The following is a 25,245-nucleotide window of genomic DNA, read 5'->3' on the forward strand; positions in this document are numbered from 1 at the left end:
GTTTGCCATGCATTTACTAGTAAAAGCGTGACGAACCGCTACTCCTGAGCATCAATTACGTCCCAAGATATGTCGGAGACGACGGCCTACCAACCCCAAACCGCTTCAGGGCGGACTCAAAATGCAGCAATTCTCTGCGGATTACGAGGCAATCGGCCGAAATCGAGAAGCGTCCTGCGTGTTCTCTCCCGCCGGGTTCGAGTAAGTATTTGCCTCGAAAAATGATAAAAACGATCGAATCAACAGGACGCGATAGGGCTCGGCCCGCCATCGATGCGGGGATTCGGGTCGAATACGACTTTTCTTGCCGTCCACTGCTGCCGCCCCCTCTCGACCTGAAACATCATGGCCAAAACGTCCCTGCCTTCGACCGCCACCGCACTATCGCCGCTGCGGGTTAAGGGACGGCTCGGTAAATATCGCTTGGACCGCCGCATCGGCCAGGGCGGTTTCGCCGACGTGTACGCGGCCACCGACACCCTCCTGTCGCTCAAAGTCGCCCTCAAAATCCCCAATGCACAGTGGGTGTCCAATGAACTGATCGCAACATTCCGCCGTGAAGCAAAATTGACGATGGGATTCGAGCACCCACACATCCTGCCCATCCGTGACGCCAGTTTTATCGATGGTCGATTTGTGATCGTGACGCCGCTAGCCGAACGCACACTCGACGATCGACTCAAAAAACGGATGAGCTTCGAGACCGCTTTTGAGTTCACCTCCCAACTCCTCGACGCGGTCGCCTACGCACACCAACACGGCGTGATTCACTGTGACATCAAACCCGAAAACGTACTGCTATTCGAGAACGATTGGCTGCGACTGGGAGATTTTGGGATCGCGAAGGTCGCCCAAAAAACGATCATGGGATCGGGCACCGGGACGCTTGGTTACATGGCCCCCGAACAGGCGATGGGCAAGCCGTCGATGCGCAGCGATGTCTTCTCCTTGGGACTGGTCGCCTATCGGATGCTGGCGGGAAAGTGGCCCGAATACCCGTTTGAATGGCCCTTTCCCGGTGCGGTGGGGATGCGGCGGCGAGTGCATGCTGATGTCATCGGGATCATTCGCAAATCCGTTGCCATCCGACCGCGTGACCGGTTCGCCGATGCCGAAAAGCTGGCCGCCGCGTGGGAAAAATCTCGGCTAAAAGCCAGCCGATTTGCGAAACGCAACCGTAAAACAGCGTAGACTTTAGCCGGATGCTCGCCTTTTTGATTCTCTCTTGGTCGCTTTTTGGGGTCTCGGTTCGATGACCACTACCGCCGCAACAACTGCACCTGAAGTGCCCCACGGCAGCGCTAAGCCGCGATTTTTTCTCGAGAGTGAGATGGATCAGCCAGAGTGGGTCCCGGTGGCTGGCGGGTCAGGCAATGTGTTGGCGTATTCACGGACGTGCCCAGGCAAAGAGGAGCCCAACGACGACAGTGCCGTGGTGATCCCAACGGCCGGCGGGGGGATCGTGATGGCAGTCGCCGATGGCGTGGGCGGGGCACCCGTCGGGTACAAGGCGTCCGCAATCGCGGTGCAATGCCTCGCCGAGAGCATTGCGAACCACGCATCACCATCGGACCTACGCCCCGCCATTTTGGACGGAATCGAGAAAGCCAACGAAGAAATCCTCGACATGGGCACTGGCGCAGCGACGACAATCTGCGTGGTCGAGGTGCACAACCGTATCGCTCGAGGATACCAAGTCGGTGATTCGATGGCCCTGTTCCTCGGCGGCCGCGGGACAATCAAGTGGAAATCGACGTCGCACTCGCCCGTGGGCTATGCAATCGAGTCGGGACTGCTCAACGAAGAGGAGGCGATGCATCACGACGAACGGCACATCGTCTCAAACCTCGTCGGTTCGCGAACGATGCATATTGAAATTGGACCCGCCATCCACTTGGCACCACGCGACACGATCGTGCTCGCCAGCGATGGGCTATTCGACAACCTGCCTGTGAACGAAATCGCTGAACTGGCCCGACTTGGCCCGCCACTCGGTCGCATCAACGCGTTGGTCTCCCTGGCACGCCACCGGATGAATTGCCCCGCCGCTGACACGCCCGGCAAACCCGATGACCTCGCCGTGGTGCTGCTGACACCCTGAGAAGGGCCGGCGACATCGCCTCCTCATTCGGCCCAATGACCCACGAGGTGCCATTAGAGCCCTTAGTGGTTCCAGGAACGACGGCCTCTCCGAAGATGCGATGGGGCCCGAGAGCCGTCGAATTGCCGAGCGTCAGAGCCCCCCCACCAGCCCGACGAAACGGCCCTCGTCGAGGACGCATCTGCTCTCGGGATCCCCTAAAAAATGGGACCGATCACTCGCGAAGGCCGAGTCAACGATTAACGACTCTGCACACCGAGTGAGCGTGCAAACAGCAGTCACTGGTGACAACGAATCACCCGGGAAAAGGGGTTGACATACGACACAACCACAGTGACAATATCGCACACTGCAGATAGATAAGGGCGGCTGGGCCGTCGTCAACGGCGGTGAGTTTTGGTTTCTTTCTTATTTTCTGGGTAGATAAACAGTGGTTTCACGCAGAAAACGGGGCTTTACGCTAGTAGAGCTGCTGGTGGTTATTGCAATCATTGGCGTGTTGGTCGGACTATTACTTCCGGCGGTGCAAGCGGCACGCGAAGCGGCGCGGCGGATGAGTTGCAGCAATAATTTCAAGCAGATTGGCTTGGGGCTTCACAACTATCACTCGGCATTTGACAAGTTGCCCCGACATGCGACGGGAACTTGGAATGATTCAGCAGGAGACGCCTGGTCTCGCCAAAACACGAACAACGGCGGCGGATTGAGTGCCTTGGTCGGGCTGTTGCCGTTCGTCGAGCAGCAAGCCTTGTGGGACATGATCAGTAACCCGCTGCAACTGAACGCTCCGGCACCCCTGACAGCTTGGCCTGCGATGGGCCCCCACCACAGCATCAATGGTGGTCGCGACCAATACGTACCGTGGATGACCGAGCTTGCGACCCTGCGTTGCCCGAGCGATCCAGGGACGGGTGCTCCTGGAGCTGGCCGTACCAACTACGGTGTTTGCATTGGTGACGCATGGTGGGACACGCCGTACACGCGTCCAATCCGTTGGAGCGGCAGTGGAGGAAGCCCCTATGATGTAACGACGGGCGGAAAGTCGACTCAAGATACCGTCGCTCGCGGCATGTTCGTGCACCGTCAATTCAAACAGTTCCGCGATGTCTTGGACGGACTGGCCAATACGATCGCGATGGGCGAGATGGCCACCGACCTCGGCGATTTGGACTCCCGGACGGCGCAGAATCGAACTCTGGATATCGACACCGCGACTCAGGGCCCATCGGCTTGTCGGGATGCTGGTCACATCGATCCGCAACGTCCGCAATTCTGGTGCAACGGAACCAACTGTGCCCTGCCATCGGGACCTGGAGGCACATTGCCCAGCTCGGGGAATGCCGACAACCGTGGCATGCTGTGGATGTCGTCCTACCCAACGTCGACCAGCGTGACGACGAACCTGCCGCCCAACGGTGAGCTGTGCATCGATCGCTGGAACGAAGGTGGAGGCGGATTGACCGTCAGCAGCCAGCACCAAGGCGGAGCCCACGTATTGATGGGCGATGGTGCGGTCAAGTTCATTACGGACTCGATTGAGGCCGGGAACAAGAATGCCCGAGGCCGAGTCAACAACGGTGATCAGAGTGCCTTCGGCTTATGGGGCGCCTTGGGAACACGTGCTTCGAAAGAAGTTGCCACCCTCCCGTAGGCTTGCTAATTGACGCTGAGAAAGATCTCTGCACCCAAATGCTTACGCCGGTGTCGAGCGACGCCGGCATTCACTTCAATTCGTTTAGGACGCTTTGTTCAATGAAATTACGATATTTTCTTTGCCTACTTCCGTTGGTCTGTGCCCTGTGTGTTGGTTGCGGTGGCAGGGACGGCAGTACGGTGATTGAGTCCGGCCCAGAAGTGGTTCCGCCATCGGCTGCGGAAACCGCCGAACCTGACTACGCGAAGGAAATGGCAAAGCTCGGAAAGTAATCCTGTGATCGCCTTCCCCTGCACCGCCACTCTCTCACCAGAGTTTGGCGGTGTTTTTTTTTACCGAAGACATGAAAGAGGGCCGTCCCTTTTTCAGAGGCGAAGGCCTGAGAGATGACGTATCGGCGTTTACGATTGAGGGGTAACTGGCCAGTTGCGGCGATGGCCGCTGGGATCATTTTGCTCAGCGGTTGCCGGGAAGAATCAACGCCAAAACACTGGCAGACTTGGATCAACGCCCGCAGCCAGCCTCAGCCTTCGGACGCAACCGTGCCGCTGACCCAGCGGCGACCAACGGGTACGGTCGGTACCCAGGCATGTATCACATGTCATCCGGACGAGCACGCCAGTTATCTGGCGACCACGCACAGTCGCTCGCTGCGACAACTCGACGACCTGCCCGTGGACGAACTCGAAAGCGAGTTCATTGACCCCGCCAGCGGTCGACAATACCAGGTCGAAATCGATGCTGGTAAAATGATCCACCGCGAGACGCTCCGCGGTCAAAAGGATGAGCTGATCGCGATGCAGGAAGGCGAAATCGCCTACGAAATCGGCTCGGGTCAACACGCACACAGCTCTCTCCTGCAACGCGACGGGTTCCTGGTTCAGTCGCCCCTGACGTGGTACGCCGCGGCCGATCGCTGGGAGCTGTCACCGGGATTTGATCCGACCACGCAAGCCACGTTCGACCGCAGTGTGAGTGTGAATTGTGTATTCTGTCATGTGGGCGAGATTCTCACGGCCGGAAATCACGCCGAACGCTTCGAGATTGCCGAACAAGCGATCGGATGCGAGCGCTGCCATGGTCCCGGGGCCCAGCATGTTGAGCTGCAAACACGGCTGTTGGGCGACAACCCGCTCCAAGCCGAGACGAACTCTGCGGAGCCGGGTGATCAGATCATCAACCCCGCGCGGCTCAGTCGAGAGCTGTCCGAAGCGGTCTGCGCTCAGTGCCACCTGCAGGGCATCGTCGCGTCGAGTTCGGCGGGCTCCAGTCGCTGGGATTTTCGCCCGGGCGAGCCCCTGACCCAAACGAGTACCGAATACCAACTGCAGGGCGCCGGGGCACCCTTTCGGATCGTCGGTCATACCGAGCAAATGCACGACAGCCAGTGTTATCAACAGACCACGGTGCTGACCTGCATCACGTGTCATGACCCGCATCATAATCCCGCTGCGGCGGCGACGAAGCAGCGGGATCTTTGCGCAACCTGCCATGCCGACGACGCGTGCCATGTCCCGCTGGAGACGCGTTTGACGACACAGCAAAACAATTGCGTGACGTGCCACATGCCGCGCCGCGAAACCAATGTGCCCCATGCGGCACTGCATGATCACCGGATTGCGGTCCACGAGGAATCGTTTTCGCTCGCGTCGTTGGCCGTACCGCTACGATTCACGCGAGATTCGGAGCCCCCCGAAGGCTCCGGCGACGGGCGTGTCCGCTTGCAACCGATCGACTCCGATGCAGAGCTTCCGGCATGGCAAGTCAAACGCCGCGCGGCGCTGGCATTGCATTCGCTTGCCTTCAACGGTCAATTGCCGGCGGCGATGCAGTCAGAGTTCCAACAAGCAAAGTCAGACTTGCTGGACCTGTATCGCGAAGGACATCGGGACGCGAACCTGGAAGTCGCGCTGGCCATGGACTACTTGGCAGCAGGCCAGCACGCTACCGCCGAGAAACTTGCCCGTGACGCCTTGAAGCAGTCGGCCGCTGGCGACGTCGGATATTTGGGAGCTGCCGACGTCTTGGCGAAACTGGCACTACACGATCAAGACAATTCAGCAGCCCGCAAGTGGTATCGTGAACTGACACTCTACCGCCGCGTCAGTGGCGATTATGTGATGCTGGCCGTCTGTGAAAACAATGCCGGAGATCGGCAGGCTGCGATCCAGGCACTTGAGACGGCACTGAGCATCGACCCCACCCTGTTATTCGCCCACGAGTTGATGGTCGAGATCCTAGCAGCCGATGGTCAACCACTGCGTTCCGAGGCTCATCGCCGAGCCGTGATCGCGATCCGCGCCGCTGGACCTCGCCTCCCCAATGAACCCGGAAGGTGAACCATTGAAACGTCGCCAAATATTCCTCCTCACGCTCGGCAGTCTTGCGGCCCTGGTATCAGTGGGCATGGGCGGTTGCGGGCATGGGGACTCGTCTCGCCCGAGTGCGAACGGCTCGGCGACCTCGGCAACGCAAGTGCCCTCGCCGCCTGACGAGGGCGAACATGCCGCGTCCCTTGAGCCCACGGAGGACAACACGGGCGGAATCCAGGCGGCCAGTGCCGCCCTCGCGGATGCTCGGTACGAAGACGCACTGAAGATGTCACGCCGCGCGTTGATCCAAAACCCTGACGATGTGAACTGGATCGTGCTTGCGGCGCGAAGCGAAGCGGGATTAGGGAATTTGCGTGAGGCGATCGAGACCCTTTCGGCAGTGTCGCCGCAGCACCCCCAGGCCGGCTTGCCCGCGTTGGGGCTGACCGCTGACTGGATGCTTCAGTGCGGTGAGGACGAACAAGCGATCCGCCGCTATGAGCAAATCCTGGCGATCGATCCAACGGTCAGTCTCGCACATCGCCAGCTTGCCACCACCTTGAATCGACTGGGCCGACGGCAAGCGGCGATCGAGCACCTGCGAGAGCTGTGTTTGCAAGGCGATATTCATCAACAAGAACTCGCCGAGCTGATTTGCTGTCGTCTTCCCGCGGGCAGTGACACGGGTGACGGTGGCGTCGCCGATGCGGCGCGGCGGTTGTTGAGTGGTGACCAATACCGACCCGCGATACGGCTGCTTCAGACTCCAGTCTCGACAACCGATCCGGTCGCATGTGCTCTGCTCGGTCGCGCGGCCGTCGAGTTTCAAGAGCGCCCCGCGATCCAGTTTTGGTGGCACCAAATGAACGATGAGCAATTGCCGTTGTCCGAACATTGGTATGCGCTGGCGGTGTTAGCGGACCGGCATTTAAACGATCCGCGACTGGCCGCTGAACTGCTGGCCGAAGCCGTACTGCGAGACGCAACGGACTGGGTCGCCTTTGGAATTCTGGAGAATCTGATGAACGAACTGTCGTTGGAGTCGTCCGCAAACGACTTCAAACGACGCGTGGCTTGGATCAAACGATCCCTGCTAGTCTCCAACCAGCTTGCGAGGAGGAAGTCACCCCAACCGGCGGACGTTCAACCGTTGGCCGAGGCTCTCGATCAACTTCAGCGGCCACTCGAAGCCAATTTGTGGCGTTATTTGGCGCTCGCAAATTCACCAGATACGTTGGCACGAGCCTCCCAGATGACGGAGCTGCAGGGTCGCCATCGGGAGCTGGTTCAAACTCAGCGGGCGTTCCCTGACGCGGCGTCCATCCTGGGGACTTTTCCCCGCGCCGAACGTCCACTCGATGTGCGTCGCGAAGCGATCGAGCGTTTGACCGTTGCGCTGCCCTGGCTCGCGGGTGAACCCGCTACCGACGCCCTGGCAGTGGACGCATCAATGGCCACCGAGCCACCAACGTCGCCCGAATTTCACGAACGGGCTGCGGAACTCGGCTTGGACTTTCAGTACGCCAATGCGGCGCCCGCAAAGTTGCGTGACTTCCTCATGTACGAACAGTTCGGTGGCGGCGTTGCGATCCTCGACTTTGATCGCGACGGCCATAGCGATGTGTACTTCGCCCAGGCCGCTGGCGAACCCTTCCAACGTAACGGCCAACTGGCCAATGCGTTGTTTCGGCAGGTCGACCATCGGTTTCTCAATGTCACCGACTCGGCGTCGGCGGACGACCGAAGCTACAGCTTGAACGTGACGTCCGGTGACCTCAACCAGGACGGATTCGATGATGTCGTGGTTTGCAACTTGGGGATCAACACGATTCTCATCAACCAAGGTGATGGCACGTTCCATGCGATCGAAGGTGGGAAACCTTGGAACAACCGCGTGTGGACGGCAGCGATGGCGATCGGTGACGTCAACGCAGATCAACTGCCCGATATCATTGAAGTCAACTACTTAGATGATCCCGAAATCTTTGACGTGCCACCGGAGGACGATCGAGGCCGACACCTGTTGACCCGAGGTCCGGAGTCGTTTCAAGCGGCTGCGGATCGCGTGTTGACCCAGCAATCCGATGGCCGCTGGCAAGCCCAAACGTTGGCGGATTCGCACAGCCAGGCGGCTCCGGGGCTGGGCATTGTGCTGGCGAATATCGATCGCCAACCCGGCCTCGAGATGTTCATCGCTAACGACACTCGCGCCAATCAATTGTGGGTTCGCGACCCGCGTGAACCGGCCAAGACAGCTTGGATTGATGTTGCAAAGCTGCGTGGCTGCGCGTTTTCGGGCAGTGGTGGGAGTGGCGCGTCGATGGGAGTGGCGGCGGCAGACTTTGATGGCGATGGCACACTCGATTTCCATGTCACCAACTTCTACAACGAACCGAATCACCTCTACCTGCAGAACAACGAGGCGTCGTTCGTCGATGCCGTGATTCCAATGGGATTGCATCATCCGAGCATGCCGATGCTGGGCTTTGGAACGACGGCGTTGGATTTTGAAAATGATGGAGATATGGATCTGGCCATCGTCAACGGACACATCGAAGATTTGCAATTCAAGTCAGCACCCTTCAAAATGACGCCCCAATTATTTCCCAATCATGGCGGTGGTTTCCAGGAGATGACATCCACGCTCGGTGGCGAGCAACTCGATGCTTACTTTTCGCGTCCAGCATTGGGACGTGGCTTGGTTCGCTGCGATTGGAACGGGGACGGTCAAGAAGATTTCATTGCCACACATTTAGACGCGCCCGCAGCGCTGCTGGAAAACAACACCGCCAATGACTTTGCATGGTTGCAAATCGAATTGGTCGGCACGCGGTGCGAACGATCCGCCGTGGGCGCCGTCGTGACGGTGCAAACCGATCGTGGCCAGTGGACGCAGTGGGTCAAATCGGGTGATGGCTACAGCGGTCATGCAGAGCGCCGCTTGTGTTTCGGGCTGGGCGACTCGACCGAACTGAAGCGAGTCACCGTTGACTGGCCCGACGCCGAGCAAGAGTCGTGGGATTCGGTCTCGCTCAACCATCGCGTGCTACTCATTCAAGGGCAATCACCATGGGTCCAGTAATCTCCCGCTTGCTCACAATCGCGTCGTGTTCACTCGCACTGCGGTTGCAATCCAACAAGCGTTCTGACGAATTGTTTCCTAGGCGTTTCTCCAGTGCATCGCCTGGGTTGTCTCAGCCGGCGGTTTTGCCGCATATCGATGTCACTTCGTTGCAACAGCGGCCAGATCGTCCTGCTTGCTCATGACCTGGGGATCTTGCTTGGTGACATCCATCTTGTCAGTGAAAATTGTTTTCGAGACGGTGTTGCCGGGCGGCGTGTAGACATGACCTTCGGCCTTGACGAGGTCGCCTGCTCCGACCAGTTCCGGGCGGCGTGCATTGACGCTAATTGCGATGTCATCCTGTACCGTGAGAGTCAAGCGATGCAGTTTCCCGGGCTGCACCGCAACCTGCAAACGATCGCTATGGAGGATTCGCGAGATCGTACCGACGACCATCTGCATGCGTCCGGCCTCGACAGGTTGCGGTGTGAATTCAACGCCGGCGCTGAGCACGTCCATGGACGAGAGCGGTTCGAGTCCGATGCCATGCTCATTCACATGGGCCTGGAACCGCACGATCATGCCTCGTTTCAAGTGGCTCAGTGGCATCGTACCGGTGACGTTCACATTCGACACGCCGGCCGGATGCGTCACCAAGGAGAACAGATTTCCGCTCTGATCCCGCATCTGGATTGCACCGCCCTGGACGCCTAACGCGACGCCCTCAACAGTAGTCTTGGGCAGTTTATTGATGTCGACCTCGTTATTCCGAAGCCGTTCATTGATGACGGGGTTGGTACCGCGGCAGGCACCGATTTGAAAATAGCCGTCAAATTTTGTTTTCAAAGCGGCTGACTTAAAGAATTTGGGCCAATTAACCTTTCCGTCAGGCGTGACGGCAGCCTCAAACTCCTCCGGCTGCGCGTACGGGTTATACTTTTCAAACTGCGCATTACCGACGATCGACGTGCACAGACAAACGGCAAAACAGGCGAGTATCCGGTTCATGGTGAAGCTCCTCAAAGCAGGAAAGGGTCATCAACTCAATTTACTCGAAACCCCCTGCTGGAGTGCCGTCACTTTCACATTTTTGACAGATCCACCATTGTTTTGAACTCGTCTGCAAATACCTGCAGAGCCGACGTCAACTTGCAGCATATCAGCACAGCACTCCCGCTCTTGCCCTACCCTGAAGTCCGATGAAAAAACTAAATACCTTGAGCCTGCTCTTCACGCTGCTGGTCTGGACACCTCAGCTCCATGCCGACCGTCCCAACGTGCTGCTGCTGTGCGTGGATGACCTGCGACCGGAACTGAATTGTTTTGGCAGGTCCTATATTCAATCGCCGAACATTGACCAACTTGCTGCGACCGGCCTCGCTTTCCATCGGCACTACGTACAGGCCCCGACGTGCGGCGCGTCTCGCTACGCCATGCTGACGGGGACCTACGGTCCGGCTGGCAATGGTGCGTTGCTTGAACGCGCCAAGGAAATCAATCAGCATCCCGATTCCGTTCCGCCAAGCCTGCCGGCATGGTTTCGCGATCATGGCTATACCACCGTTTCGGTAGGTAAAGTCTCGCATCATCCTGGCGGTCGAGGTGGCCCCGATTGGGACGATGAATCGATCCCGGAGATGCCGAACTCATGGGATCGTCACCTGATGCCAAGTGGACCGTGGCAACATCCGCGAGGTGCCATGCACGGGCTCGCCCATGGTGAAATCCGTGGCAATTCGAAGAAGATGGATGTCTATCAATCGAGCGTTGGTGACGACGCGATCTATCCCGATGGGCAGACCACCGACGAGGCGTTGCGGCAGTTGGATCAATTGGCAGCGGACGATGAATCGCCGTTCTTTCTGGCGGTGGGCGTCATCCGTCCGCACCTCCCGTTTGGAGCGCCCGCGAAATACATGGCGCCCTATGTCGACGCCGAATTGCCGCCGATCGCGCATCCCGAAAAGCCCAGCGGTCAATCAACCTGGCATCGCTCTGGCGAATTCAGGCAGTACAACCTCTGGGACCAAGACCCCAATGAAGATGCTGATTTTGCCACGGCGGTGCGAAAGCACTACGCTGCCTGCGTCAGCTACGCAGATGCCCAAGTCGGACGGATTCTGGAACGACTCGAACAGTCCGGCCAAGCCGACAACACCATTGTCGTGTTGTGGGGAGATCACGGCTGGCACCTCGGCGAACACGCGATCTGGGGCAAGCATGCGTTGTTCGAAGAATCGCTGCGATCACCACTCATCGTTCGATACCCAGGAATCGTCAATCCCGGAACCCAATCCGCTTCGCTGGTTGAAAGCATCGATATCTACCCAACTCTTTGCGAACTGGCCGACCTCCCAGTACCGAGCTTCCTGCAGGGCGATTCGCTATTGGCCGCTCAAGACGACTCCGCACATGAAGACAGCATGGCGATTAGTTACAAACCCGGAGCCCAGACGATTCGCACCCCCTTTCATCGATTGATCAAGCATCAAAACGGTTTCGTGGAACTCTACGATCACCGCACCGCGCCGGGCGAAACCGAAAACGTGGCCTCATCCCAACCGGATGTCGCCAAACGGTTGGTGAGGCAGATGGAATGGCGACTGAGAAAGCCACCCCGTGCGAGTTCGGGCGTCCGCGAAGCAGACACCCCGGGGACAACGAAATAGCCACCCCCGATTTGCGCACCATCATGGGCTCATCAGCGATACCAATCCGTGGATCGATCCGATGAGTTGTTCCGCAGCGGCGTGAAAACTCTTCTCGTCCGGGGCCGCTTCGAGTGAACTGAACATGGATCGGTAGTCACCCACCGATTGCAGGATACTCCCCAACATTGCCGGCGTGATTGCGATGGGCTCCATTTTCGCCGGCGGGCGAGCGCCGTAGGAGCCTGGGGCCCCCGAGGATTCCGGCGAACCATACGAGTCATACGAACTCGAGGTCCCCGGTGAGCCATACGAATCCGGCGAATCGGGGGAACGGTATGGGTCGTCGAATTCGCCATACGTGCCCGACTCGAAACCGTCTCGTCGCTCGGTCGGTTTCGGTGCACTCGCGATCGTCGGCACGGTGACAAACTGCCCGCCCAACCAATCCGACAAATCCATACTGCCATCCTCATATTTCTCCAGTGCAGTGGTTTGTTCGACAACCCAGGCATCGAACCCTTCGGCAACATCGGCGGGCACCCAGAAACCATCGACTTTCGTGAACGCCACCGTGGGGTTTGCCGATCGGTTGCTCTGCCCTGGGTAGGACTCGCCGTACATCGGGGATGCGGAGGGCTCCGTGGCAGCGGCCCCACCGGGCTGCTCGAGCAGCGTCGTATCGTCTTTCGTCTCTACCACGCTCCACTGCGGGCCGGGCGAGCTGTAGCTCTCGAGCAGCAACGCTGCGTAGGGGGCCATGATCTCGTCGCGTTGATGCAGCCAGGCCCCGAAGCCCATGTCGCGAATCTCTTTCACGCTCGCCTGGTCAGCGGGCAAACCTGCCCGGATCATCCCGGCTGCTGGCAATACAAACTTCTGAAACAGTTCGCCCATCATGTTGAGGCCCCCGTTGCCATCGCTTAAATGAGGTTCGGAACGAATCCAATTTTGGCGAGTGACCACGAGGTCAGCTAACCCATGGAGCTGCTCGAACGGCTGGGTGAGCGAGTTGGGATCGAGTTTGGTGAGCGCCAAACGAACCAAGACATCGAGCTGTTGCCGGTACTTCGGTGGCAACGCGTCATAGATGACGACAAGATGTCCGTTTTGAAATTGTTCGGCAATGGAATCCATCGCCTGGTCGGGCGCCATATCGGCCACCGGTGGTTGGTAGGCTGGCGGTGCGGGCGGCGTCGGCAACGGATCGGGCGCTGCTGCGGCCGCTTTCGCTGCGGCGTTCTTGATCTCGGTCGTCAACGCCTCGCGTTCTTCCTTGAGCCGCTGGGCAATCTTGCCCGCCTGGATCCGGCTCGCCGCGATCAGCTTGTCCATTGGCACGTTGATGCTGCGGCCATCATCGAGCTGCAAGACGACTTGATCGTTCCACATGCCAATCATTCTGGCTTGAATGGAACGGTCTCCGTCGAGGTTGGTCCACGTTTCGGCGTGACTCGCGTTGACACCCAGCGGCGACAACGACAGGCCGCCCAGAACCAGCAGGCTCAGCCCGCCGAGCACGTTTCGAAATCGGCTCCCCATCGGCGGCGACGTCCGCTGGCGGATGCCGTGGCTCCCAAAGGACGAAGCCGTCGGTCGACATGGATGAAGGCTTTCACGCTCGCAGGCGCGGTGGATACCAGGGGAAAACATGGGCAGACCGTGAGGAAAAAAATGATTGCAGAGGTGGGATCGGCGGAGGGCGAACGTTTCTCTAAGGAAGCGGAAATCCTCGCTGACGCCACACCATGGTGGCGCCGCAGTTCATTATAGTAACTCTTTCGAGACCCTGTCCGCGGCAAGAATCGCAAAAGGAATGAGCTTCGTGAGCGCCTCCCCTCCCTCCCGGAACCCCCCTGGGCCGAGCCAGCCGGTTTCGCCCCCAGGTGACCGCCTGCCCGATTTGCCTCCCGATCCCGAGGAGCAGCAGCAACTCCGAGATCAATTCTATAATGCGACGATTGTCGACCGGATCGACCTGACAGAAGATCTATCGAAATATCGAATCCGCCCCGACGAGCCACTGCCGCCGTTCGAGCCCGGGCAATACCTCGCGATCGGTTTGGGCAACTGGGAACCGCGACTGAGCGGTACCCAGAACCAAGAACTGCCGGCCAACAAGATGCGGAAAATCGTCCGCCGCGCCTATTCGATTTCGTGCCCGATGCTGCATGCCGACGGGACGCTCGCGACCCAGGAGAGTGTGGACTACCTCGAGTTCTACATCACCTTGGTCCGCCACGGCGAGACTGCCGCCAGCAAGCCACCTGTGCTGACGCCGCGATTGTTTTGCAAATCAACCGGTGACCGACTGGTGATGGAGCGAAAGATCACCGGGAAATACGTGCTCGGCAGTTACCAACCCGACGACACCATGCTGTTCCTCGGTACGGGCACCGGGGAAGCACCTCACAACGCCATGGCTGCGAAACTGCTCGCGACCGGGCACCGCGGCCGCATCATCGTTGCTACGAGTGTGCGGTATCGACGTGATTGTGCCTACCGCAACGAGCACGAAACGTTGATGCGGCAGTACCCCAACTACGTGTACCTGCCACTGACCACTCGCGAAGAAGAAAACATTCGCGCCGACCATCCTCATTTCGTTGGGAAGCAGTATTTGCAAACCATGTTCGCCAGCGGCGAGCTGGCCAAACTCGCTGGCGATCCGCTCTCGCCCAGCAACACGCACGCCTTCCTGTGCGGCAATCCTGCCATGATTGGATATGTCCCACCTGGTGCCGACACGCCCGAAAATCCTGGTATGCTACCGTTGTTGCAAGCGGCTGGTTTTCACTACGATGTTCAAGAGCATCAAGCGGGAACAATTCGCTTTGAAAAGTACTGGTGAGCATCCTCCTGATTTAGGCGAAACAAGATGGACCTGAGTAACACGATTGCGTTGATTCTCGGTGGCGGGCGCGGGACGCGACTGTTCCCGTTGACGAAGATCCGGGCCAAGCCGGCAGTGCCGTTGGCGGCCAAGTATCGCTTGATCGACATCCCCATCAGCAATTGTATTAACAGTGGGCTGAATCGAGCCTACGTGCTTACGCAGTTCCTGTCCGAGAGCCTGCACCGTCACCTGCGGCAAACCTACACCTTCGATCACTTCAACGGTGGATTTGTGGAGTTGCTCGCCGCCCAGCAAACCGTGGACTCCGAAACCGACTGGTACCAGGGCACCGCGGACGCGGTTCGCAAGAATCTCGTGCACCTGCGCGAGAGCTGGATCAAACACGTCTTGATTCTCTCTGGTGATCAACTCTACCGGATGGATTTCCGCGAGATGATGAAAACGCACATCGAGTCGGGAGCCGCCGCCACGATCGCTGGGATCCCCGTGACGCGGAAAGACGCCTCCTCGCTCGGCATCATGCAAGTCGATGCAACCGGCCAAGTGCGCGGTTTCGTCGAAAAGCCACAAACCGAAGAGCAAATTGCGACCGTGCGGATGGATCCGGGCTGGATCGACGAACGCGGCATCCCCAGCCAGGGTCGGGATCTGCTGGCCAGCATGGGCTTGTATATTTTCGATAAAGACCTGATGGTCGACCTGCTCGAAAACAGCCTGCACAGCGACTTCGGCAAAGAAGTCTTCCCCGAAGCGATCAAAACCCACAAGGTCCAATTGCACCTGTTCGATGGCTATTGGGAAGACATCGGAACGATTCGCTCGTTCTACGAAGCCAACCTGTCGCTGGCTAGTAAGAACCCGCCTTTCGATATTCGCAATCGACACGCCCCAATCTACAGTCGCCCCCGGTTCTTACCGCCGACCATCATGGGCAAATCCACGATCAGCAGCAGCTTGATCGCCGACGGTTGCCTGATCGGCGACAACGTCACGATCGAGAACAGCGTCATCGGACTGCGAACCGTGATTGGCGATAACGTCACAATCAAAGATAGCGTGGTGATGGGTGCCGACTTTATCGAAATGAAGGGGCAAGCCCAAGAGGGTAAATTGCCGGTCGGGATTGGTGCGGGTAGCCATATCTCAGGAGCCATTCTCGATAAAAACTGTCGCATCGGGACGAATGTCAAAATCACCAACGCCGCCGGTGTCGATCACGAAGGCGAAGAGGAAGCACTGCAAATTCGCGATGGCATCAGCATCGTCATCAAAGACGGACAAATCGAAAGCGGACACCAAAGCTGACCCCCGTTGTCGCGTTGGAGATCCGCAAGGGACTTTTCGTCTAAGCCACTTCGGTTTAGACTCTGCAGAACCTCGCTCGCTTTTTGCAGGTCAGTTGAATATCAGCAACTGACCGCAGAAACTAAAACCGGATGGGTGGCCGAGTGGACGAAGGCTCTAGTCTTGAAAACTAGCGTAGGGGTGACTCTACCGTGGGTTCGAATCCCACCCCATCCGCTTGATTGAGACCTGAGCGTCTCTCTGAGACGCTCAGGCCGAGTCTCAGAGAGACGCGACGACTCACGGCTGATAGCGAATATCGCCGCGCCGCAGCCGGGTCTCCCACTTTTTGATGTCGCTTTTTCGAGCGTTGGCATTCTCTTGATCGGCCCGGTACCCCAGCGTGTCGCCGACGATCCCCCGCAGATTTTCGATCGTTAGGACTCGGACGGCCATGGACGGCGAGTCCAAGAGATCGACCAGTTCGGCATCGGCTCCCGCAGCCAACTCCTCTGGGGTGAACCCGACGAGTAACTTGAAGAGCCGCTTGCTGTCGGCGAGCTCGGCACGCTCGATTGCCACCCGGACAACCTCGGCCGCCTCGGCATCCGAAGCGATCTGCTGCCGGAGCATCTCGGCGTGCTCTTGCCAGTAGAGCCGTTGCCGTGGGCGGTTAAGAATTCCATCACCACCGAAATAAACATCCGCGCGACCGAGCAAAAGCAGCGTCTGGGCAGCCAATGCCGCCACTTCCACACGGCGAAACGTCATCGCTTCCCGGAGTGATTTCTCAATCGGCTCGTCACGTGTTGTAAACTCAATCAACCCATCCCGAGCGGAATCGGCCAGCACATCCTTTTTCGCATCGGCATCGATCCAAACCGGTAAACGATCCACGGGGCCAATCGTCGCCTGCAGGATCCCGTTGCCTTGGTACTGCTGATTGGTTTCAAGTGTCAGCGTTTCACCCGCCGCTGGATCGGGATCCCCCTCGACCGGCACCGCTTGAATCATCACGGTCCCTTGGACCGAGATCACCCGATAGCTTGGCAATCGGTTGGCCGGCACTAAAGGATTGGCTCCCAGCGGTCGAAAGTGGCTCAATTCGATCGCCAAAACCGTCTGTGCCTCGGGCATCGCCACTTTGATTTGACGTTGGCCGAGCATTAGCATCGTGGTCACGTTCGGTTTCGTCGAAGCGAGCAGGATACGCCCGTCCAAGATCTGCGTTACCGCACCAATCGATTCATTCTGTCCGATTCTCATCCGAGTTGGCCCGGCGAGAGTCCACTCGATGCCACTCGGGCTGATCAACGTGGGGCGAAACAGCGCCGGTGCCACAATGGTCTGGCCCGCCAGGACACTGTCCGCCTTCGAGGCTGGGCCAACAGGGGCTGGGCCAACAGGGGCTGGGCCAACAGGGGCCGGGCCAACAGGGGCTGACTCGGCGGGCTCTGGTTGGGCCAGCGGACTGTCTGGTGCATCCGCTGGATCGGCCTTCACCTCACGCGCTGTCAGCCTCTTCCAAGTACCGCCCTGGCGAACAATGACCAGGCTACCGGTTTGGAGGATTTCCGCGACGACCGGCGCGGACGCCGGAGCCTTTGGCTCACCAGGTGTCGTATTCTCCGGCGCGATGGCGTCAAGATCCACGTCACCCTCAGTCCCCGGCTCCGAGTCCATGTCAGGCCCCGAGTCCTCGGGCGATATTTCGGGGGTGAACACGGTGTCCGTCATGTCGGCAGCAGCGTCGGTGACGCTGCTATCTGCTGCCTCTGGATCCGCTGGTTCTGCTGTCTCAGTGCCTGCCGGTACGGTGCCTGCCGGTACGGCGAGTCCGTCGGCCGGTGTCTCCATTTCCTCCGGCGTTGCGACAGGCTCAACGGGCGTGAGATTCTCCACCTTCGGCTCTTCGGCCTCGGGTTGCCCCACCACCTTCGCTTCCATCTCCGTGCGAGCAGTCGCCTCATCCGCTAGATCGGGCTCGTCCGTTGCGACCACCTCCGACGTGGAGGACGGTTCCGTCGCGACCGCGGCGAGCTTGCCGGGATCCGCGTCGGGATCGGTCGCCGGCGTTACCTGCGTCGTCGGCGTCGTCGGCGTTGCTGGCGTTTCGCTCTCGCGTTGGGCGACGGCACCGTCGCCGCTGATGTCTTCCTCGCTCAGCGGCGAAAAGACTTGGCCGAGCGCATACAGCAGCACGCCCGCGAGGGCTAAGGAGACCAGCCAGGGCGTGATGCGTGAGGGGCGGATGCCACCGCCATATCCCTCGGTTCCGCCCATCATTGCCCGCGTCGTTCCCGCGACAATTTCCGCTTCACTGCGCCCTGAATCCTCAGCCGGATTGGCCGTTTTACGCAGTCGTGCCGAAGCATTGGCAACCCCTGAATCCTTAGGCCCAACCGGGCGAATGGCAGTCGCCGCATCGCGGTCAAAGTCCGCAGCGCCCCGATCCAGATCTGCTGCCGATGCGTTGGCGAGTGCGTAGTTGCTCCCGCTGTGAGCCTTGGCGTCATCAGCCCCGCGATGCGGAATTTCAACCCCTGAATACGTGACGGGTTCGACGGGCTTTGCGGTGTGGGTATCCGCTGCAGGCTGAGACTGCTGCTCCATCGCTCGCAACTCCTCGCTGCCGGGCAGTTTGTAGATACGTTGCCGCAATCGGTCGCTCACCTGTGCGGGTTGGCCGAGCACCACGGTCAAGATCTGGTGGCAGGCGGCGGCTTCCGATAAGGAGGTATCCGATTCCAAACACAGACGCTCAATTTCCGCAATCTGCTCGGGCGATAAAGTACTGTCGAGATACTCGCTCATCACATTGGCATTCTCGAGCGGGCCGATCGCGTCGGGAGAAATCGCTCCAATTTCACGTTTGTCGACCGAATTGCGAATCCGCGAAATCAGTGTTGTGGCTATCCCGCTCTCATCAATCTTGGCCTTGAGAGCATTGGCGTCCTCGTCTTCGAGCATGTCGTCGAGGTAGGCCAACAGGGTACGGAGGGTGAGTCGCATGAGATTTCTCGATCAAAATAGCTATTCAGTGATATCGTCTCCTTAAATAGTGGCGCCCGCTGGCCAACTCCGTGCATCCAAACACAATTTTCGCAGTCTTTCTTAGCTTAGTGATGCGGAAGTCTTTGATCGCGTCGATGCAGCGTTGCGGACACGCTGCGGTGGTCTGAACCGCAATCATGACCGATCTGAAAATCGGTGCAGGCGAGGTCGTCGCTGATCAGCACATGATCAATTCGCAGCCCGAGTGGAAATATCGGGCGGGCATACCACGTCGGACGCAAATCCCAACGTGGAGCCGCCCGCCGTAATCCCGTGGACTCGAGCAGGTCGGTGAAGTGGACATTCCACGGCGTGAGATTAAGGTCACCGACAACAATCGTTCGCTGAGGTCCATCCGAATCGCGGCGCAGGTGCGCCGCGATCATGCGGAGCTGCCGATTACGGCGACTGAAGTTGGACCGGCCAATCGGCGGCACGGGATGCGTCGCGATGATACGGGCGTCGTCCACGACCGCCTCCAAGCTGAGGGGGCAACCCCTGAGCTGCAGAGTCTTCACCGACCGCATCGGCAGTCGAGACAGAATGCCGATGCCAAAATTACCGAAATCTTGCTCGCGGATTGCTTGATAGGGATGGGAATCGTGAAATGATTCACGCAGTCGTTCCGCAAGTTTCGTACTGAGCTCGAGCACGACGATCACGTCCGCGTCGATAGAACGCAGTTCGTCGACAATCTCGTCATGTCGCGCGTTCGACGTCAGCACATTGGTGGTGACGATCCGCAGCGGTGGGCTGTTTTCGAACGCTGCCACGTCGTCGATCGATCCGAAATTCATCATCGACAAATTGACCAGCGCCAACGCCGTTGCGATCGCGACGAGCCACCATCGCCTCAATATCAACGCTAGGCACCCGAGCACAACGATCGCGATCAGGCCTTGGACACGCAGGTTCGCAACCGTATCGAGCAACCAGTGATATCTCGCAAAAAGCGATGCCGCGGTCGCGATCGCGAGTAGGCCCGCGAGGCATGCCAGGAAATGGACCGCAGTGGTGGCGATGGCATGCATTCGTACAGCGGTGAGCCAGGTCATCCGATCGCCGCTTCGAGCAGTTCGTGCTCGCTCCAGTCCTCAGCCCCGCGGACGTCTACCAATCGACCTCTCGCAAAAACACCGATGCGGTCACAGACACCGAGCAGTTCCGGCAGATAGCTACTGACCAAGACGATTGCCTTTCCCTGCCCGGCGAGCTGGCCGATCTGCTCGTAAATCATGCTCTTGCTGCCAATGTCGATACCGCGCGTTGGCTCGTCGAGTAACAGGATGTCGCAGTCGTGTAGCAACAATCTCGCCAGGGCAATTTTCTGTTGATTGCCGCCCGAAAGCTCACCGATGAGCTGGTCCGGCGACGCCGCTTTGACGTCGAGCGTCTGCATCCACTTCTGCGTGTCGTTGGCCATGGCGGCATCATCGAGCAAGCCATGACGACGATAGGATCGCAGTCGTGTGATCGTCAAGTTGTCGCTTAGGCTGCGTGCTAAAAACAATCCTTCGTTCTTGCGGTCTTCGGAAACGATTCCCATCTGATCACGCGACCAACTCAGGTCGGGTCGTCGGCTGTTGGCCGTTCGCCCCTCGACGCGGACCTCGCCGCTGGTGAGTGGGTCGAGTCCAAAGATGGCACGCAGCGTCTCGGTCCGCCCCGCACCGATCAATCCGGCGATTCCGAAGATCTCGCCATGATGCACTTCGAACGAAATTTCGCTGGAGCCTTTGTCGCTGGAGAGTCCCTTGATCTGCATGGCCACGTCGCCGCGCTGGTGCGCGAAACGCGGGTAAAGAGTGGAGAGCTCGCGACCGACCATGCTATTGATGATCTCACCCAGAGTTACCGGCGATTCCGGAAGCGGGATGTGTTCCGCAAGGGGCTGGCTCGCTGGGGCCGGCGACGGAGCGTTCTCGAGACGTAGCGAGTTGAATGAGTCCGATCCCGTTCCCGAATCGTTCGGCACGCCCGAGCGATCGGGTTTGTCTGAGTGCTCGGGCATCGAACCGCTACGGACACTACGCCCATCACGCAGAACAGTAAAGCGATCTGCGATACGGTGGCATTCCTCGAGAAAGTGGCTGATATAGAGCACGCTCACGCCGGCTGACGCGAGCTGCTCGATGACGGCAAAGAGACGCTGGGTATCGATCAGCGTCAAGCTGCTGGTGGGCTCGTCGAGGATCAGCAGTTTGAGCGATCGCGACGGGTCATGCTGGGACGTCACGACCGCCCGTGCGATCTCGACCATTTGTTGCTCGGCAATCGACAACTCGCCGGCGGGGCGATCGAGCGAGAGGTGATCGCAGTTGAGCTTTCCGAGCGCTTCGCTCGCCCAGCGTCGCTCGGTCTTGGAGTCAATCCAGCCGAATTTGGCCGCGAGCCCCCGCAGCGCGGTGCCTGTGGGGCGGAGTTCATGGCCGAGTAAAATGTTCTGACAAACGGTCATTTCGGGAGCAAGATTCAGCTCCTGATAGATCATCGCCACCCCCGCCGCTTGAGACTGACGCGGATCGGGAAATTCGACCACTTGTCCATCGAGCCGCACCTCGCCTCGGTCGGGACGATGGGCGCCGCTGAGAATTTTCATCAGCGTGCTTTTGCCGGCACCGTTCTCACCAATGATCGCATGCACCTCACCCGCGGCAACGCAGAGGTCGACCGAGTCGAGCGCCCGCGTGGCGCCAAACGATTTACCGATTTCTCGAAGCTCGAGGCGTGGTGTCATGCTGCCCCCAGCAACCGCCGCGTCGCCGCGGCGATGTCGCCCTGACGCATCAACGATTCACCGACCAAGATGCCTTTCACACCGCCCGCCTGGAGACGCAGCACGTCGTCATAGCTGGCGATGCCACTCTCACCGACGATTAAACGATCCGCCGGTATGTCCTTGGCGACTCGCAACGTGTGGTTGAGGTCGGTATGAAACGAACGTAAATCGCGATTATTGACTCCGACGAGTCGCGTCTTGGTCGCCAACACAGCGGCGAGATTCGCCGGCTCGAAGAGTTCAATAAGCGTCTGCATCCCGAGCTCGCTGGCTCGCTCGTCGAGCTGGATGAGCTGCTCGGCCGTCAAACATTCAGCAATCAGTAACACCGCGTCAGCTCCGCTGGCTCGGGCCTGCAGCAACTGGTACTCATCCACAATAAAGTCTTTACGGAGGATCGGTAAGTCGACCGCTTGGCGAACGGCCCGCAAATAGTCCAGTGACCCTTGAAAGAATGGCTCGTCCGTCAGCACGCTAATGCAAGCCGCCCCACCCTCGGCGTAGGAAGCGGCAATCGAGGCGGGATCAAAATCTTCGCGAATCAGTCCCGCCGACGGGCTGGCCCGTTTGACTTCGGCGATCAACCGCACCTCGTCGCCGGCCGCTAAGGCGCCATGGAAATCGCGGCAGGGAGACATCGCAGCGGCGGCATCAGCGAGCCGCTCAGAGGACACGAGCTTGCGATCCCGCTGGATCGTGGCACGTGTTTTGACCAGGATATCGTCGAGAATTGTCAAGGGAGGTCAATCAAATGTCGGGTTGGCACAGGGTGAATTGCAGAACCAACATGTTATCAAGACGCGGCGATCGAGGGGAGCGTGTTTGTGATCGGTAGGCGAACCCGACACGCCAGCCCCAAAATGGGATGCGCCCCGCGCGGGTGCGTCCCCCATTCGCATGTGAGACGACTCAGACTGACGGATGTGCGCGATCTACGACGCAGCGGCGGCTGATCTGGATTCGCGGTCATTCGCGCCATTGGCGGGCAGTTCTTGTGTGTGGTTGTGCCCGCAAATGGCGAGAATAGACGCGAATGCTGCAAGCTTGTCTTCCACAAACGCGCTCTCGTGCTTCAGTAGGGGCGGTCGCCTAACATGGTTTTGCCGCAAGGCTGCGGCTTCGTCGGTGGAGAATCTCTCTGTTCGTCACGTTGAATCTCTTCGGCAACGCTGTCTGGATCGCGACACCGCAGACGCCCGATTTGATGATTCACATCAACGAACGTATCATTAGCTATTCGTCATTTCACGTCGCTCGTTTCGGTCACCACCGGCGTCGGCAAAACCTCCCGATCAACAACATTGGCCATGCCTTGCTGCTGGGCGAAGGATCACTGCTGGGCCAAAGCGATCTGCTGGAACTCGGGCAACGTCTCGCGGAGAATCGCAAGGATGTTGGCACGCATCTCCTTGCTGAGGTGCGCATACTGCGCCGACTCGTCCCGGTTTTCCAAAATATCCAGCAACCTCGCGAGAATTTTCGAACGGACCTCGTCAGGCAAACCGCCGAACGCATCGCTGTAAATCAGGTAGCTGCAGGGATACTCGAACAATCGCGTCTGCAAATTCAAATCACGCAGCGATCGCCCCGCCGCGTCTCGCTTCCCACGCGATTCGAAGTCGCTGGCAAACTTCGTCGTACCGGATACCGTGTCGGTGAGCTGGAACTCGTCACACATCAACATGTATTGCAGCACCCGGTCGGCCGCCGCTGAGATTCGCCGCTGAGCGCTATCGCTGAGAAAGTCCTTGGGTCGTTCGAGCAGATCGTTCATCTGATAGGACTGATGCAACGCCTGGCGAGTCTCGTAATTTGCCGCCGTAATCGCATTGTGCATCTGAGTTTGATGCTCGAGCACCATCAGGGCGACAATATCGCTGTGGGGCGTCAAATACGCGGCGGTGCGAAACCGGTCGCTTACGTCGTCTTCGTTGGCCCCCAGTTCGCGATCGAAAGTGTGCTCGTCGCCCTCACAGATCGTGTTGCCCATATGCCGCATCGACCCATGCTGCCCCGTAACATACCAACCACCCCAACGATCGCGAAACTCACTGGTTTGATCGGTGGTGAACGTGCCGCTACCCAATTTCGGACGGCCTGCCGCATCAGCGAACACACTCCGCACGAGAAAACCCGGCACGTTCTGCGTCCGGCTGGAAACATGGCACGAAAGGCACTGCCCGCGATCGCGAACGAGCTTCGGCGGTGTCGCCTCGTCGGATTGCTCAAGCGTATAAAAAATCGCCCCCTGCTGCGGATCCGTTGCCGCAAACTCGAGCGCCTTCCCATTTTGGCAATAGCCAACATACACGTCGTCGTTGAAGTACAGCGCCCGTGGATGACGCGGAGAAATACGACTGATCTGTAAACTCGTCTTCGAAAAGACGAGCGTTTGCGAACTAACGGGAACCCCCAGTTCCTCTAACGCTGATTCGAGATATCCGAACTCCGGGTCGTAGGCCAGTTCGGTCGTGCCCGCCTCAATTTTCGCCGCTAACTCCGCCACGGGGTCGTGGACCTCGGTATGGAGATAGTCGATCGGTGGCCGCTCAAATCCATTCATCTGAGCGTTCGCCGCAGCAGCCATCAGCACGCTCAGCAAACAACCCAGGCACACAGAGCGTGTGTTGCAGGGGACGCGGCGCAGCAGCATGGTGATCTCCAGTAGGGAAGGCGGGGCTGGATGGGGTGGGCGCGACGACAAAAAATTCGTGTTTGCTTTAAAGCAATTTTCACGATACCATCATAACTACATGACACGGTATAGGATACCTTTCTGTACGTCAAGGTATAGAATCGGTTCGAGATTTTCTTTTTTATTGGTTTGAGATGCTTTCAAAGACAGCGGAATACGCGCTGCGAGCAGTGGCTTCCCTGGGCAGTCGCGTGGGCAGTTCGGTGTCAGCAGACCAGCTCGCCGTCGAGACCAAGGTGCCCCGACGTTACCTCACTCGAGTTCTACAGGATTTGGCAGCTGCCGGATTGGTGACATCGCGACCAGGACCTGGGGGCGGGTACGAGCTGTGCAGCGATATCAACAAACTGACGATCCTGGACGTGGTCAATACGGTGGCCCCCATCGAGCGAATCCGCAGCTGTCCGCTCGGCCTGAAGTCGCACACGTCCCTTTGTCCGCTTCACGCGGAACTGGACAAAGCGTACGCCGCGACGGAAGCGGCCTTTGCCAATGTCACGATTCGCGAACTGGTCGAGTCAGCCAGCCCGATTCAGCCACTGTGTGAGAGCCCTTAGCGCCCCCGCTCTGTTACGAGCGAGTCCCTCAATGCGGCTGGCTCGCGGGAGGGGACGGGATGACGGATGCCTTGCGGTAGGCGGCAGACTTGGGGGCAACGCGATTCGTCGAGTGTGTCACCCGATGCCTTAGCAACGCGGGATCAATAACTGGCGTAGTGGATCTTGTTAAAGAGCCATCCAGAACAGGATCTTTCACTACGGTAAACCCGTCACTTATTGCTCCTGGTATCCTCACGG

Annotated in this window: 17 protein-coding genes and 1 tRNA gene; 11 read left to right on the forward strand and 7 right to left on the reverse strand. The window is 58.9% G+C overall.

From position 1 onward, the window contains the following. The first annotated feature begins 345 nt into the window (after window positions 1-345). From SH410x_RS24220 to SH410x_RS24245, 6 genes are all read left to right on the forward strand, one after another. A complete protein-coding gene (locus SH410x_RS24220; RefSeq protein WP_473671532.1) occupies window positions 346-1,191 on the forward strand; it encodes a serine/threonine-protein kinase in 846 nt (281 codons plus the stop codon). Between the two features lie 61 nt (window positions 1,192-1,252). Further along, window positions 1,253-2,101, forward strand: coding sequence for a PP2C family protein-serine/threonine phosphatase (locus tag SH410x_RS24225; protein ID WP_473671534.1), 849 nt, complete (start codon window positions 1,253-1,255; stop codon window positions 2,099-2,101). A gap of 430 nt (window positions 2,102-2,531) precedes the next feature. Next, window positions 2,532-3,752 carry a DUF1559 family PulG-like putative transporter gene (locus SH410x_RS24230; protein ID WP_473671536.1) on the forward strand — a complete coding sequence of 407 codons (1,221 nt, stop codon included), beginning with the start codon at window positions 2,532-2,534 and terminating at the stop codon, window positions 3,750-3,752. A gap of 101 nt (window positions 3,753-3,853) precedes the next feature. Beyond that, a complete protein-coding gene (locus SH410x_RS24235) occupies window positions 3,854-4,027 on the forward strand; it encodes a hypothetical protein (RefSeq protein ID WP_473671538.1) in 174 nt (57 codons plus the stop codon). 162 nt (window positions 4,028-4,189) lie between these two features. After that, a complete protein-coding gene (locus SH410x_RS24240; RefSeq protein WP_473671540.1) occupies window positions 4,190-6,094 on the forward strand; it encodes a cytochrome c3 family protein in 1,905 nt (634 codons plus the stop codon). Between the two features lie 4 nt (window positions 6,095-6,098). After that, the gene (locus SH410x_RS24245) at window positions 6,099-9,149 is read left to right on the forward strand and encodes a CRTAC1 family protein (RefSeq protein WP_473671542.1); all 3,051 of its coding nucleotides are present in this window, start codon (window positions 6,099-6,101) and stop codon (window positions 9,147-9,149) included. A 141-nt stretch (window positions 9,150-9,290) separates the two neighbouring features. On the opposite strand, the gene SH410x_RS24250 is transcribed toward SH410x_RS24245, so the two are convergent. Next, window positions 9,291-10,139 (reverse strand): hypothetical protein, encoded by an 849-nt coding sequence (locus tag SH410x_RS24250; protein WP_473671544.1) that lies wholly within the window; start codon window positions 10,137-10,139, stop codon window positions 9,291-9,293. A 191-nt stretch (window positions 10,140-10,330) separates the two neighbouring features. Between SH410x_RS24250 and SH410x_RS24255 the strand changes: the two genes are divergently transcribed. Further along, window positions 10,331-11,800 carry a sulfatase gene (locus SH410x_RS24255; RefSeq protein WP_473671546.1) on the forward strand — a complete coding sequence of 490 codons (1,470 nt, stop codon included), beginning with the start codon at window positions 10,331-10,333 and terminating at the stop codon, window positions 11,798-11,800. Window positions 11,801-11,821: 21 nt separating this feature from the next. Here SH410x_RS24255 and SH410x_RS24260 read toward each other — a convergent pair whose 3' ends face one another. Then, window positions 11,822-13,432, reverse strand: coding sequence for a hypothetical protein (locus SH410x_RS24260; RefSeq protein WP_473671548.1), 1,611 nt, complete (start codon window positions 13,430-13,432; stop codon window positions 11,822-11,824). A 172-nt stretch (window positions 13,433-13,604) separates the two neighbouring features. Here SH410x_RS24260 and SH410x_RS24265 point away from each other — a divergent pair, with 172 nt between their 5' ends. From SH410x_RS24265 to SH410x_RS24275, 3 genes are all read left to right on the forward strand, one after another. Further along, a complete protein-coding gene (locus tag SH410x_RS24265) occupies window positions 13,605-14,630 on the forward strand; it encodes a ferredoxin--NADP reductase (protein WP_473671550.1) in 1,026 nt (341 codons plus the stop codon). Window positions 14,631-14,657: 27 nt separating this feature from the next. Further along, window positions 14,658-15,941 carry a glucose-1-phosphate adenylyltransferase gene (locus SH410x_RS24270; RefSeq protein ID WP_473671552.1) on the forward strand — a complete coding sequence of 428 codons (1,284 nt, stop codon included), beginning with the start codon at window positions 14,658-14,660 and terminating at the stop codon, window positions 15,939-15,941. Between the two features lie 129 nt (window positions 15,942-16,070). After that, a tRNA-Ser gene (locus SH410x_RS24275) sits at window positions 16,071-16,157 on the forward strand. A 63-nt stretch (window positions 16,158-16,220) separates the two neighbouring features. On the opposite strand, the gene SH410x_RS24280 is transcribed toward SH410x_RS24275, so the two are convergent. The 5 genes from SH410x_RS24280 to SH410x_RS24300 all read right to left on the reverse strand — a co-directional run bounded on the left by SH410x_RS24280 (window position 16,221) and on the right by SH410x_RS24300 (window position 24,406). Then, window positions 16,221-18,932, reverse strand: a complete 2,712-nt coding sequence (locus SH410x_RS24280; protein WP_473671553.1) for a hypothetical protein — start codon at window positions 18,930-18,932, stop codon at window positions 16,221-16,223. A 107-nt stretch (window positions 18,933-19,039) separates the two neighbouring features. Next, entirely contained in the window at window positions 19,040-20,029 is a 990-nt protein-coding gene (locus SH410x_RS24285; RefSeq protein ID WP_473671555.1) for an endonuclease/exonuclease/phosphatase family protein, read from the reverse strand. Then, window positions 20,026-21,711: a sugar ABC transporter ATP-binding protein gene (locus tag SH410x_RS24290; protein ID WP_473671556.1), complete on the reverse strand. Its 1,686-nt coding sequence runs from the start codon at window positions 21,709-21,711 to the stop codon at window positions 20,026-20,028. Before SH410x_RS24290 ends, SH410x_RS24285 begins: the two co-directional genes overlap by 4 nt. Next, a complete protein-coding gene (trpC, locus tag SH410x_RS24295; protein ID WP_473671558.1) occupies window positions 21,708-22,490 on the reverse strand; it encodes an indole-3-glycerol phosphate synthase TrpC in 783 nt (260 codons plus the stop codon). The genes SH410x_RS24290 and trpC overlap by 4 nt, the downstream gene beginning before the upstream one ends. Window positions 22,491-23,083: 593 nt before the next feature. Continuing rightward, on the reverse strand, window positions 23,084-24,406 hold the full coding sequence (locus tag SH410x_RS24300; protein ID WP_473671560.1) for a hypothetical protein: 1,323 nt from the start codon (window positions 24,404-24,406) through the stop codon (window positions 23,084-23,086). Between the two features lie 176 nt (window positions 24,407-24,582). Between SH410x_RS24300 and SH410x_RS24305 the strand changes: the two genes are divergently transcribed. Continuing rightward, window positions 24,583-25,005: an Rrf2 family transcriptional regulator gene (locus SH410x_RS24305; RefSeq protein ID WP_473671562.1), complete on the forward strand. Its 423-nt coding sequence runs from the start codon at window positions 24,583-24,585 to the stop codon at window positions 25,003-25,005. The last annotated feature ends 240 nt before the right edge of the window (window positions 25,006-25,245 follow it).

The sequence above is a fragment of the Rhodopirellula sp. SH410 genome (genome assembly GCF_055811895.1).